This is a genomic window from Streptomyces sp. NPDC090798, assembly GCF_044768965.1.
GTDB lineage: Bacteria > Actinomycetota > Actinomycetes > Streptomycetales > Streptomycetaceae > Streptomyces.
Window position 1 is genome coordinate 318,540 of record NZ_JBIVXA010000002.1, and the last position, 13,234, is coordinate 331,773.

The following is a 13,234-nucleotide window of genomic DNA, read 5'->3' on the forward strand; positions in this document are numbered from 1 at the left end:
CCTCGCGTCCTCAGGTCATCTGCTTGCTCAGCCGCTGCCCCGGGCCCGGGCTTCAGACGATGGCCGCCTGCGGGCTGCGCTCCTGGTCCGAGCCCGGCACCGGTTCGGACGGATCGGCGCCGAGGGCCACGATCCGGTTGTCGTGGTCCACGTGCACGACCCTCGGCCGCAGTGCCCGCGCCTCGGCGTCGGAGACCTGAGCGTAACTGATGATGATCACCAGATCTCCGGGATGCACGAGATGGGCCGCCGCCCCGTTGATCCCGACAACCCCGGAACCGCGCTCTCCCTCGATGACATACGTCTCCAGGCGGGCGCCGTTGGTGACGTCGACGATGTGCACGAGTTCACCCGGCAGCAGATCCGCGGCGTCGAGCAGATCGGCGTCGATGGTGACGGACCCGACGTAGTGCAGGTCGGCCTGGGTGACGGTGGCACGGTGGATCTTGGACTTGAATACGGTACGAAACATGAAGAAACTCCCGATATGCCTGCTCCCTGCCTGTCTTTGCAGGTCAAGGGCCGTCTCCGGAGGCTACATCGTTTCTCCTGTCTGGTCAGCTGTTGCCAGGTGTTGGAGGACTCACACTGACCCATTGCCGACGTTCAGGACGTGTTCATCGCGCACGGTGAAGTCCATCTCCTGGAACCACAGTTGCCAGGCAACTTTCACATTCGGGCGCCCGACCGGAACGGGCTGGTGATGCCGGTAGCGTCGGTGATCAGGTGCTGTTCGGTGCCTGTCCTGCCCCGCTCGACGGTGCTTCGTCCGGACCATCGGGCTGTCGCAGGCACGCGCTGCTCACCCGATGTGCGTAGCCACCCACCCCGCCGTCGTCTGCCGGTCCCAGGGCACCAGGGGCAGCAGCTTGGCCGCCCATGACGGCCAGCGTTGCTCCGGGAAGGGTACGAAGGCGACAGCTGTGCACTGCGCGTACGCGAGGGTGCGTACCAGCCGCTCCCATTCGGCCCTGGTGCCGCGGCGCGCGTTGAGCCTCGGTCCGCCCATCCCCAGATCGCTGAGGATCAGGATCCGGGTCCCGGGTGCCGGGGGTACGTACTCTCTCCAGGTCCAGCGCGGCCCCGGGCCGGCACCGCGGACGGGGCAGTGGTCGAAGTAGGCGACTTGCGTGTGTTCGTGTCCGACGGTCGCCCGGACGTGGTGGACGGTTTCGTGCACATCGCGGCTGAAGGGTTCCATGCCGACGCCCAGATCCGCCAGCACCTGTACACCGAACCGCACCGTACGGACGGGGCGGCGCGGCAGACTTTCCAGCGGAAGGCCCTGGGAGAGCTGTTCGACGACTCGCTCGACGTCCAGTTCGCCCTGGTCCACCTGCTTGGAGAGCGCCAGGTGCAGCAAGGCGGAGGTGGAGCGTGGGGCGAGCAGCGGGTCGTACGAGAGGGGAGCCTGAAGGCGGCTGCGATCCGGTGGTGGCAGTGAGGGCGCGGTCCACTCGAACGGGAGAGGGGATTCCTCGCCAGAAGGGTCCAGCAGGGGAAGTGAGTTGTCCTCACCAACGCTGCCGTTGGCCATGAGGCCCGGCGTACGCGGATGAGAGGCGAGGTCGTCCGGGCTCGGCTCCTCCGGCACGAGGCCGGGGAGGTTGGCGTCTCCGGTCGCGGGAAAGACGGCGCTGCCCGGGGCGACGTCCTGACCGCCGGTGCCCGGGGCGGTGATGTCGAAGCCCAGGAGTCTCGCGATCGCCCGCTCGGCCTCCTCGCCCTGCCCCTGGGCCAGAGGGAGGGCCCGAAGGAGATCCCGGATCCACACATCGCTTCGCATCGGTCACTCGTCCGGCTGCTGAGGCTTAAGCAGCACCAGCCGCTTCAGCAGTTCCCAGCGCTCGTCCACGGGGCTGATGCCGATGCTGCGGCAGGCACGGAAAGCGTCCAGGAACTCCGCCGTGCTCGGTGGCCTCAGCCCCTGCTTCTTCGCCGCGCCGCGGGCGCGGCTCAGCTCTTCGGCAAGCATCTCGGCCAGTTCCCGGTCCGACTCTGTGAACCCCTCGTCGTAGTGTGTGAAGTGCTCCTGTGCGATCCGCACGAGGCGGCCGGAATCGGGCTGCGGCAGCCAGGCGACGACGCAGCGGCGCAGGAACGCCTGCGGAAGTTCCCGTTCCTCGTTCGTCGTGATGATGATGAGATGGCGGTTCTCGGCGCTCCGCGCCTCCCCGGGGGGACGCTCCTTCCTGATCTGCTCGCCCGTGTCGGCGACAGTGAACTCATTGGAGCCGAGCGGCACGAGAAGGCTGTTCGGCATGTCCGGCTCAGCTTTGTCGATCTCGTCGATGAGTACGACGGCATGGTGCGGCGAACGCGTGTCGTTGATCTCGCGGAACGGATCTTCCCGGTGGCCGTGCCCCGGTCCGCTGCGGGTGGCTTCGCCGGAGCGTGCCGCAGATCCGGGCGCGAAGGCCCACCACAGCGGGCCAGGCGTGACATAGCGGTGGTCCGCCAGCGACTCGCCCGGCGCGCGCACCTGGGCGTCGCTCAGGCGGCGCACATGGTCATAGGTCCACAGCAGATCGGTGGCCCGGGTACGGGAGGTGACAACGTGCTCGTAGTAGCGCCAGCCCCGTCGGCGGGCGATGTAGGGGGCGAGGGATGACTTTCCCGACCCCGGATCGCCGCGCAGCAGCAGGGGGCGGCCGGTCGCCAGGGCAACATTGACCGCCAGCATGACCTCGTCGAGCATGACGTACACCCGGCCGTCCCGGCGGTCCGGGGAGTCGAACGGCTGTGGGGCGCCGGCCAGGCCGGCCGTGCGGACCGGGCCGGTCTGTGCGGGGCTGTCGTCGGGCATGAGCGGTTACCTCCAGCAGCCGTTTAACCGATCAGGAATGGACCGGAGATCGTGAGCCAGTTGATAGCCGAGGGTTTCTTCATCCGGCCCCAGTGGCGGTGACAGGACGATCACCTGGTCCAGGCGCCACTCTCGCAGAGCCTCCGCGGTCGGGGGGGTGTCCCCGGTGAGCAGAATGATGATCAGCTGCGGAACCACCCGGTGCAGCTCAGCGACGACTTCAGCCACGATCTCCGGCCTCAGCCGATGCATCGTGAGAATAAGGAAGTGGAAGCAGCCGGGCCTGAACATCAGCTTTTCGAGCGGCCAGCCCGGGGGCAGCCCGAGGAGATGTCTGACGGCGCCGAAGCATTGATCGAGAGTCTCCTGCGCCAGATCCTCACCCACCGCCACACCACCGGCAGCACCGATCCAATAGTGCCCGAAGTCCAGGCACATAGCGCGGTCGACGAATTGATGCGCTGTCCGGCTCTCGCACGCGTTCAGCGCCACGGTCCGTCGCTGCGAGGTGTCCCCTGCCCCGGACGGCAGAAGGTGGCGGGCCACCTCTCCGCTGATCCAGGCCGGGGTCACCTGGGTGATGAGCCGCTCCAGCGAGTCTCCGTCCAGATGGGGCGCGATCTCCAGGATGGCGTTCATGAGCTGTCCGCCCGGCGCCGCGTCCAGCATCTGCTGGGCGATGAACTGACCGACGCCTGCCTGAGCGTCCATGTTCGGCAGGTATTCGTCGGCTATGCCAAGAGCGCGGACCGCTTCGGTCAGAGCCTTCTTCTTGCGCGTACGTCCGAGGTAGTCGGCGACCAGCCCGATCCACTTCCGCATGCTGTCGGATTCTGTGCTGAGGTCGGGCAGTTCGGCGAATTCTTGGAGGACCTGTTTCACGAGGCCCTCGATGGCGGATTCGTCCTGGACTTCGGCCGGCGTACGCGCGAACTCCACCGGGAGAACGTCGCTGAAGCCGTTGTCCTTCAGGTCCGCCGTCTTCAGGCCGCCGATCAACACCGGAATAACCAGTAGCCCAGGGTTCAGGGCCCGGCGCCACATGAGGATGTTGACCTCACGTCTGACCCAGAAGGAGCCGAGTGCCTCCTGGTTGAACAGGATGACCGCCGCGTCGCACTCCGCCAGCCACTGGTACAGCGTTGGGCACCAGTCCTCCCCCGGCTTGAGGGCGTCGGTGTCCACCTTGACCTCGTAGTGCTTCGTTCCGAGGCCTGCCGCGATGCGCTCGCGCACCTGCCGGGCGAGAGGATCCGCCCGGGAGCTGTGACTGATGAACACCTGGGTCACGGCAGCGGTACCCCGTCCAGCGCTGTCTGGGCCCTCGTTGCGGTTCCGCCCCCGTCTGCCTCCACGCCATGATTCTGACTGACGGCAGAGCCACTAGGCAAAGTCCGTATGAGGGATGGGAGTTAACGCCGCGTCATACGATGGCTGTGTCCGCAGAGCGGAGCACGCGATAAGGGGGGTGGGCGGACCATGGTGAGTGACCCCGCCCGGGAGCGTGTCGCCGTGGTGCTCGCTGGTGACCTGCAAGGCAGCGGTTATCTGATCTCCCCGCGGCTTGTTCTGACCGCCGCGCATCTCGTACGGGGCGGCGGGGACATCCGGGTCGCAGTCCCGGGTCGGCGCGGGCAAGTCGCCTGCGCGCTCATCTGGTCGGGGGACGAGGACGATTGCGACGCCGCCTTGCTGCGCCCACTGGAAGACTTGATGCCGCCAGGGCTCATGGCCGACTCCCGGTCCGTGAGCTGGGCGAAGCCCGGCTCTCTCGCGCCCGTGCCGGGCTGCCAGGCAATCGGATTTCCATCCATCCAGCGGAAGGACAACAACCGCTTCGACACCGAGCAGGTGACCGGCACTTTGCATCCGGGGTCGGGGCTGCTCAGCGGCAGTCATGTCCTGTCCGTCCATCACGCGCCGCCGCCGCATCTCGACGGTGGCTCAGCCTGGGCCGGGATGTCTGGCGCCGCCGTCTTCGTGGAAGACGTCCTGGTCGGCATCGTCACAGGCAGCCAAGCGCGACGACCGGACGCACTGAACATTCTCTCCGCGGGCGTCCTGCTCGATCAGCCCGCCTTCGTCTCGCAACTCGATGGGCGGGCGCCCCTCCTGACGCTCTCACCCGACCTCGCATTCGAACGCCAGTACACCGCCTACCTCGCGAAGCGGCACAACCACCTCAGGATCTTCGGCATCGACTTCCGCGACCGTTCCCTGTCCGACTGGCCACTCGACGCGACTTTTCTGCGGCTGGACGTCACGCGGTCAGCCCGGGTCTCCGGCGATGCCCCCCCGGCGGCTACCGTCCGGGTCCCGGTCGAGCAGGCGGTGGCCGGGCACGATCGCGTACTACTGCGTGGCGAGGCCGGATCGGGCAAGACGGCACTGCTGCAGTGGCTCGCGGTATCCGCCGCCCGGCAGGACCTGCCCGAACGCCGCCTGCGGGACCGTATGCCGTTCATGTTGCCTCTGCGCACCCTGGTCCGGAACGGCGAGTTGCCCCGGCCGGAGGACTTCCTGTCCGCCGCCGGATCTCCACTGGCCAGCTCGCAGTCGGCCGGTTGGGCGGGACGTGTCCTGTCCGCGGGCCGCGGGCTGCTGCTGATCGACGGTGTCGACGAACTCCCGGAGCGCGACCGGGGACGGGTGAAGGCGTGGCTGACCGATCTACTGACCGCCTTTCCGGACAATCGGTGGCTGGTCACCTCGCGCCCTTCGGCCGTGGCTGAATCATGGCTCTCCGACGCCGGTTTCACCGAGTTCGTCCTCGCCCCCATGAGCGATGACGACATCGACGTCTTCATCGGGCGCTGGCACGCGGCGGCTCGGGAAGCGATCGACGAACCGGATCGCCGGGCAGCCCACGACGCGTACGAGAGGTCGCTCCGGACCGCCGTACACACCAGGGCGGAACTGCGCGGACTCATGACGAGCCCGCTCATGTGCAGCCTCGTCTGTGCCCTGCACAGTGACCGCCGGGGCTTTCTTCCGGCGAGCGGGACGGAATTGTACGGAGCGGCGCTCTCCATGCTGCTGTCGCGACGGGACAGGGAACGGGCCATCGGGCTGCCCATGCAGCTGCGCGAGGAGACACAGTCGTGGCTTCTTTCGCGGCTCGCCTACTGGCTCCTCCGCAACGGCCGTATGGAAGTGGATTGGGACACGGCGATCCGGATCGTCGACGAGGCTGCGCCCGGTATGCCGGAGCTAGCCGCTGCAGGTGACGCGGCGGGTGTCTTCCATCACCTTGTGGACCGCACCGGTCTCCTCACCTCGCCGACCGAGGGCACGGTGGGCTTCATCAACCGCACCTTCCAGGATTTTCTGGCCGCGAGAGCCGCTGTGGAAACGGATGACCTCCCCGACCTGGTGCGGAACGCCCACGACGCCCAGTGGGAGGACGTACTCCGGTTCGCGGTGGCGCACTGCCGGCCGCGTGAGCGGGCCACGCTTCTGACAATGCTGTTGTCCCGGGCCTCCGACGCGGACCGGGACCTCTCGGCCCGACTCACGCTACTCGCCCTCTCCTGTCTGGAGTACGCAGTTGAGCTGGATCCGGCGGTGCGCCAGGAGGTGGAGCGTCGCGCGGCGCTTCTCCTGCCACCCCGTACCGGTAGCGAGGTGAATGCCCTGGCCCGGGCCGGCCCGGCCATTCTGAACCTGCTGCCCAGCCCCAGATCCGTCACCCGAAGGGAAGCGGCGACGCTGGCGGAACTGGTCCGGCGGGTGGGCAACCCAGTGAACGAGCCTTTGGCCCAGGCGTTCGTGACACGCTCCAGGGCGCCGGTGCCAGCCTTCACTTCACCGTTCCCCGTGCCCACGGATCTCCCTCCCGGAGCCCGTGAACTGGCCGTGGCGCTCAGTCCGGCCGCGCGGATCGAGCCGGAGTTGATGCGTGCGGTACGGCTGAACGTGCTGCCGTATCTGGACGTCGGCGCCGAGTCAGACCTGTGGTTCAGCGACTGGGTGGGCTCGCGCACACCCACTGCGATCGCGCTCCGTCCCAGTGTGCTTCCCGGCCTCCGTTCCCTACTCGCGGAGAAACTCGCCACGAGCCCGGCAGACGATCCCGTCCATACCCTGTGGGAAGTAATCTCCCGCGTGCACGTCGGTCTTTCGCCCGCCCTGATCCTGGAGGAACGGGTCGCCTGGCTCCACGTCCAGGGCGACCGGGAACCGGCTGAAAGCGTCGACCAGGCGTTGCAGCCCGCCCTCCGGGCACTTGTCGCCGAGGGGCGCGGCGGGGTGGCCGACTGGCTGGCAGGGGCCTGGGAACGATTGCCGGAGCCCGTCCGGCGCACCAGGACGGCCTGGCAGCTCGCCACCGCCGCCGTGACGCGGGCGCCCGGACTGGCCCTCGCGGCCCTGGAGCCACCGGACGACCTGAGGATCGGCGATGTGGCCCTGGTCGCGTCGGCCTTGGACGACGTACCCCTGCCGGTATCGCTGACAGGTGAGGAACTCGTGGTCGGCACCGGCGCGGGCCCGCACCCGGTGGCAGTTCCGGTTCCCGACACCCACCCCAGGGTGATCGAGGTGATCCTGGACGGCGGCGGTCCGACGGACGGCTCGGTACGCACGGTGACGGTGGACGACGGCCGGTCGGTGAGCGTGCCCGTCGGGGACCGCCGGCGGATCCGCCTGCGCACCGCCCGGGGCCTCATGTACGAGCTCCGCGATGCCCGGGTATCGGCCGGAGCCGGCACCCAGGCCCCCCTGGAGCACCCCGGACCCATCGCCCTCAACACGCTCCCGCCGGCGCCGGCGCCTTTCACCGGCCGCGAGGAGGAGTTGGCGCGCCTGATGGACTTCCTGGCGCCGGATCAGCCCGATGGCGGGAGGGTCACCGCGGTGTCCATGTCGGGGCTGGCCGGCACTGGCAAGACTTCCTTGGCCCTGACGGCCGCACATAGTGCTGAGCAGCGGGGCTGGTTCCCCGGGGGCACGATCTTCGTCGACCTCCGTGGCCATGAGGCGCGGCCACTCAACATCGACGAGGCCGCGCTCACCCTGCTGCGCGCTCTCGGCGCGGACGAGTCCCGTATTCCCGTGCGAAGTGACGACCGCCTGGCCATGTACCGGTCAGTCCTGGACCACCGAGCGCGATCGCACGGTCCGGTCCTGATCGTGGCGGACAACGCTGCCAACGCCGCCCAGGTCAGTCCGCTGATCCCCGGGGGGACGCACCGCATCGTCATCACTTCGGGCCCCGTCCTGCCCCAGCTCGACGCCCCGATATTCCGCGTCTCCCGGCTGAGCAACCTGGATGCCCGCACGCTTCTGTACGAGGCCCTGCGCATGGCCGACCCGGCGGACGCCCGGCTGACCCAGGAGCTGAGCGCGCTGGGTCGGCTCGCCGAGCTGTGTGACGGCCTGCCGCTGGCCCTGCATATCGCCGCCGCGCTCCTCATCGGCGATCCAGGCATGACCGTGGAGTCGCTCATGGCCGAACTGGGCGATCCTGATACCCGTGTCGACCGTCTCGATGACGGGGAACGCAGCGTCCGTGCGGCCTTCGAGTCGTCCTACCGTGGGCTCACCGATGATCAGGTGCGGCTGCTCCGGCTGTTGGCCGGTGCTCCAGCCCCTGAGCCGAACGACACGGCTGTCTCGCTCCTCCTCCCGGGCCGCGGCACGAACAGGTTGTTGAGCGGCCTGGTCCGCCGGTCCATCATCGACAGCCCAGGGGAGGATGGTCGTTGGCGGCTGTCCGACCTGGTGCGTGCCTTCGTGCTCACGCGCACGGCTGGAGAGGCAGAGCAGGACGAGGCGGCCTGGCGGCGCCTGCTCGACTACTACGCCCACGAGACGGAGACCGCCGTCAAACGCATGTTCTCCGAACCGGACGTACCGGTCCCGGGGCCCTTCCCTGGCCCCGAGGAAGCACGGGCCTGGCTGGACAAGGAACGGGTGAACCTCATCTCCGCGGCACTCTGGGCCGAGCGCCCGCTTCATACGCCGACCGCCATGCGTCTGGGCCTGTCACTCGCGGACTACCTGCGAGAAACCCGCGATTTCCACGCACTCACGGCAGTGAGCCAGGCCGCCCGCAACGCGGCGTCTCGCACAGGTGACGCGGCCCTCGAGGCCGAGGCGTTGGGCAACGTGGGAGTCGGGCTGCGCGGGACGGGTAACGTCACCGAAGCGATCGCCGCTCACACCGGTGAACGCGACATCTACCGGCGCGTCGGCGACCGGCACGGTGCAGGCCGTGCCGGTTACCGGCTGGGCGAGGCTTTGGTTCAGGCGGAGCGGTTCGTGGAGGCCATTCAGGCGCTCGATCAGGCACTGGAGCTGTACGTGTCGCTTGACGACGCGTACGGCGAGGGCTTGACCTGCGCTGCCAGGGCCGAGGCTCTGCGGGCGACCGGACAGGAAACCGAGGCCAAGGCCATGTGGGCACGGGCCGCTGACGCCTTTGACCGCGCCGGCGCACGGGAGGAAGCGGCTTCGGCGCGCCGTCGCCACGGCGGCAGTCACTCTCCCAGCCCGGCTTTCGCGCGCAACTGGTCCTGGGAGCAGGAGGAAGCCTCCGCCGATCCAGCCATTGTGGAATCGTACAACCTGGTGCGAGGCCACCTCGTCCAAGCCCTTCCCGACATGTACCGCGGCACCTACGAGAGGGAGGCAGGCCGCCTACTGCTAGCGCTACTGGCTTTCGCGACGGACTTCATGGACGGGGATACGCAGGCCGACAGCCAGGCGACACTGGCCGATGCCGTCCAGCACTTCCTCGACCGCCGGGGGCTCTCCACGGAACGGGAGGTCCGCCACGAGGAACGAGTCGTGGATGTCCTCTGGCGTTCGGAGGCCGGTGTGTTCGCGGTCAACGTCTCCGACCGATACTCTCCTCTCTGGAAATCCGTCTCTTCGGTGAACTTCGAGCTTCTGCTGGAGCGAGAGGCACGGGCAGAGACACCCAGCCTCCTCGACTGTGTCTCCACGGCCGTCGGAGACCTCGAGAGCCACACATCCTGTCTCGTGACGATCCGTCTGCCTGCCCCCCGACCCTCCACGCCGGACCCACTGTCCGCCAAGGTGAAGTCGGCCTGCGAGGAACTCTTCGGCGCATCCGTCGCGACCTCCGACGACGACATGTCGGAAGGCTGGACGCTGAACCGCGTGGAGCTACCCCACGGACTCACGGATCTGACCATCCAGGAGGTCACCCCAGACCCGAACTCGATCGTCTGGGACACCGTGGAGGAGTACGAACACGGCTTGGTTCTGGGGCAGGTGACGGTGGACGCCGAGCTCATGCTCGAAGGTGTCATGCACAAGAGCGACTATTACCTCGCCGAGTCCGACGTGCGGCTGTCGGAGGAACTCAACGACCACATGGTCGAGGTGAGCTTCTACCGGAGCGCTCAGCTGCTCTTTGACGCCCGACGGGACTCCGAGCAGATCGAGCTCGAGTTCCGTGGCACGAACGCCCCTGAGTCCCGCCCGCACGAAGGAGACTGACGGCGAAGGACGCGTCTCGTGCATCGGTCCAGCCATGCTGCGGCATTCAATGAGAGTCCGCATGACGAACCCCCGCTTCCGCATGAATAATCGGCCCATGCAGCCCGCTCGTATATCGCCCCTGGTGTCCGACTCCTGGAGCCAGCAGGCCAGTTGGTCGAAGGCCGCGGACCGTCAGAAGCGGCTGATCGGCAGGGTACGGGGCGCGTCCCTCCTGTGTGGTGTCCTCATGGCGGTACTGGGAACGGCGGCGGCGCAGGCCGGCTCCGTGCACCCCCACGCGGCTCAGTGGCTGGCTTTCGGCGCCGCGGTCGCCGCGGGGGCCGTGCCGCTGCTGAACGGTCAGGTGGGACCGCGGCAGATCCAGGACTGGACTCGGCTGCGTTCGGTGAGTGAGGCGTTCAAGGCCGAGATGTACGCGTTCCTTGCTGGAGTGGGCCGTTACCGGACTCCGGACGCGGCGGCCCAGCTGCACAGTGCCGTGGACGACATCCGGCGAGATGCGGCGGACTTGCTACATCACCTGGCGGACGTACCGGTCGTCTCCTCCCGTCCCTTGCCGGACGTCCACGACGTCGACTCCTATCTGCAGGTCCGGGTACGTGGTCAGATCGACGGCTACTACCGGGCCCGAGCCGCCGAAATGCGGACCCGGCTGCGGGCGGTCCGGTGGGTTCAGCTGGCGCTGGGGGCTCTCGCGGTGCTGTTGGGTGCGGGAAGCGGAGCCTTCCATGCCGAGCAGGCCGCTGCCTGGGTCGCCGTGGTCGCCACCGTCTCGGCCGTCGTCGTCGCCTATTCCACTTCGGCCAAGTACGAGTACCAGGAGCTGGAGTTTCTTCGCACGGCTGATGAGTTGGAGCGGATCCTGGCAGATTGGCGGCTGTCCGCGGACCGGACCGAGCAGGCCGAGGACAACTTGATCAGCCGGTGCGAGCAGGTCATCTCGGTGCTCAACGACACTTGGATGGTCAAGTGGACTTCCGAGTCGTAGCTGTCGGGGCGGGTGATGCCGGTGGCGGTTCGTACCCCACCCAGACGCTGAAGCGGCTCGAGAGCCCATCGCTGTGGCAGCGGATCAACCTCGCCCGCAGCGGATTCCCCTTCCAACCCGCAGAGGCTCCGCCCCGAGACCCGGGGCGGAGCCTGCGTGGCCGCTATCGCAGGCCAGACGCCTGGGCACCGGCTATCGGCCGGTGACGGACTTCACCAAGGCGAGCTGTACGGCCCGGTTCGATACTGGAGCCCATCCCGGGCGGATGACGGGGAGCAGGACCAGGCGTGGCCGCGCGCGACATGGGCCCGAGGTCAATCCCCTGCACGGAAGGCAGACGTCGACCAGGCCTGCCGGGACCACGGTGTGACCACCCCTAACGCCGCCTGAAACACGCAAGGTCGGACGCTACGAAAAACAGGGCTGCCAAGCCGCCTCCTTCTGGATCCTCGGCTGTTGAAGCTCAGCGCCGCCCCAGAGTGTGGAGAAGCAGCGAGCCGCCCCGAGCACGCCGGAGTTTCCGACTTGCCCAGGGCGGCCCGGTCGGCAAGCAGCCACGCCACCTGCAGCGCCTCCCTGATGGAGAGCACCCTCAGCGGTACAGCCTCCTGCGCGCCCACAGGAACCCGATCACGCCGCCCACAACGACCATGTACGCCGTCAGAGGTCCATCGTTCAGGATGAGTCCGGGCATGGCGATGACGGCCACGATCAGGAGCCAGCCGCATCCGGCCACGACGAGGTCCGCCGAATCAGGGCGGCGTCGTTCGTTTTCCACCCGTTCCCCATTCACTGGCTTGCGCCTGGTCGGTGCGTAACGCCTACTGTTTGCATGCGCGATATCACTGCTGTAAACCGTACGCCGCTCGATCCGCTTCGGTACAGCGACGGCGGTCCGTCACCGGCGTACCGTTTGGAAGCGGACAGCGTTAGGGAACAGCGATCTACGCGCAGTGGATCGTAGCCGTCTCGGAATGGACGTTGTGGTCTCCCCAGTAGCCGTTGGCGTTGCGCAGCGTCGCGTTACCTATGTCGCTCCGGTATACCCAGCCACTGGTGGTGAGTCGTGAGCACTCGAAGTGCAGGGTGACCGGGAAGTTCTGGCCCTGCTCGTTGGTGTAGCCCGCGACGTCCTTGGTCTTCCAGATACCGAGCCCCTGGTACTGGCGCAGCGAAGACTCGAAGTTCCCCTTGCCCCTCTGGTCGCAGAGCATCGCGGCCTCGGCCTGGATGTGCGTGTACCCCCCGTGCAGGTAAGGCTTCCTGCTCTTGGTGAGCTGGCAGTGAGGCTCGGCCCTGGCAGCGGTGAGACCCGGCGAGCGCGAAGCCGTGATTCCCTGCTCGTCGACCGTCGTGGCCCAACGCACCAGGTCCTCCGTGCTGTAGGTGTTCTGCGCGGCGGTGAGCGGCGCCTCCCACATCGTCAGCAGGCCGTCCTTGGACAGGGTGCTGACCCTGGTGCCCTCCTTGCCCACGGCGGTCAGCAGTTGGCTGCCGTCGGGCAGTGTGGTCGTGCTCATCTCGTCACCCTCGGCCGAGAGCACCGACGACGGCACGTCCCCGTGGACGGTCAGGCGGGTGATGTTGAGCGGGTGCTCGACGTTCCCGTCGCCGAGACTGAACGTGAGCGTCTGACCGACCTTTTCGTACTCCTCCACGCCGGGCGCCTGGAAGAGGTCCAGCCGGGTCGTCTTGGTCAGCAGGTCAGTGAGCTTCTCCACGCCGGTCCCCTGCGCGGGAGCGATTTCCCCGATGGGCGCCATGGACTGAGGATCAACACCGCCTTCCTTGGCATACTCGGACGAGCTGACGATCTGCGGTCCGGTGCCCGCGCCAGTCGTCGGTGCGCCGTTGGCCGCGAACCCGCCGGTAGCGGTACCGGCCACAACTGCGGCAGTGAGCAGGGCTATAGCGCCCGTCCGGGCAGCGCGACGGACAGTTTTTCTCTTCAACTTGAATTCCCCACCGTA

At 67.9% G+C, this 13,234-nt stretch carries 8 protein-coding genes; 2 read left to right on the forward strand and 6 right to left on the reverse strand.

Annotated features, from left to right (window positions below):
* Positions 1 to 52: 52 nt before the first annotated feature.
* The 4 genes from panD to ACIQTP_RS05670 form a co-directional block, all read right to left on the reverse strand.
* Positions 53 to 472, reverse strand: coding sequence for an aspartate 1-decarboxylase (gene panD / locus ACIQTP_RS05655; RefSeq protein WP_403396612.1), 420 nt, complete (start codon positions 470 to 472; stop codon positions 53 to 55).
* A gap of 330 nt (positions 473 to 802) precedes the next feature.
* Positions 803 to 1,786, reverse strand: a complete 984-nt coding sequence (locus ACIQTP_RS05660; protein ID WP_403396614.1) for a hypothetical protein — start codon at positions 1,784 to 1,786, stop codon at positions 803 to 805.
* A gap of 3 nt (positions 1,787 to 1,789) precedes the next feature.
* Positions 1,790 to 2,806 (reverse strand): AAA family ATPase, encoded by a 1,017-nt coding sequence (locus tag ACIQTP_RS05665; RefSeq protein ID WP_403396616.1) that lies wholly within the window; start codon positions 2,804 to 2,806, stop codon positions 1,790 to 1,792.
* 6 nt (positions 2,807 to 2,812) lie between these two features.
* Entirely contained in the window at positions 2,813 to 4,096 is a 1,284-nt protein-coding gene (locus ACIQTP_RS05670; RefSeq protein ID WP_403396618.1) for a toll/interleukin-1 receptor domain-containing protein, read from the reverse strand.
* 189 nt (positions 4,097 to 4,285) lie between these two features.
* On the opposite strand from ACIQTP_RS05670, the gene ACIQTP_RS05675 reads away from it, so the two are divergent.
* Together ACIQTP_RS05675 and ACIQTP_RS05680 are read left to right on the forward strand one after the other, a co-directional pair.
* Positions 4,286 to 10,273, forward strand: coding sequence for an NACHT domain-containing protein (locus ACIQTP_RS05675; protein ID WP_403396620.1), 5,988 nt, complete (start codon positions 4,286 to 4,288; stop codon positions 10,271 to 10,273).
* Between the two features lie 97 nt (positions 10,274 to 10,370).
* A complete protein-coding gene (locus tag ACIQTP_RS05680) occupies positions 10,371 to 11,264 on the forward strand; it encodes a DUF4231 domain-containing protein (RefSeq protein ID WP_403396622.1) in 894 nt (297 codons plus the stop codon).
* A 592-nt stretch (positions 11,265 to 11,856) separates the two neighbouring features.
* Here the strand turns inward: ACIQTP_RS05680 and ACIQTP_RS05685 are convergent.
* Positions 11,857 to 12,042 carry a hypothetical protein gene (locus ACIQTP_RS05685; protein WP_382118070.1) on the reverse strand — a complete coding sequence of 62 codons (186 nt, stop codon included), beginning with the start codon at positions 12,040 to 12,042 and terminating at the stop codon, positions 11,857 to 11,859.
* A 166-nt stretch (positions 12,043 to 12,208) separates the two neighbouring features.
* Positions 12,209 to 13,027 carry a hypothetical protein gene (locus ACIQTP_RS05690; RefSeq protein ID WP_403396625.1) on the reverse strand — a complete coding sequence of 273 codons (819 nt, stop codon included), beginning with the start codon at positions 13,025 to 13,027 and terminating at the stop codon, positions 12,209 to 12,211.
* Positions 13,028 to 13,234: the final 207 nt, after the last annotated feature.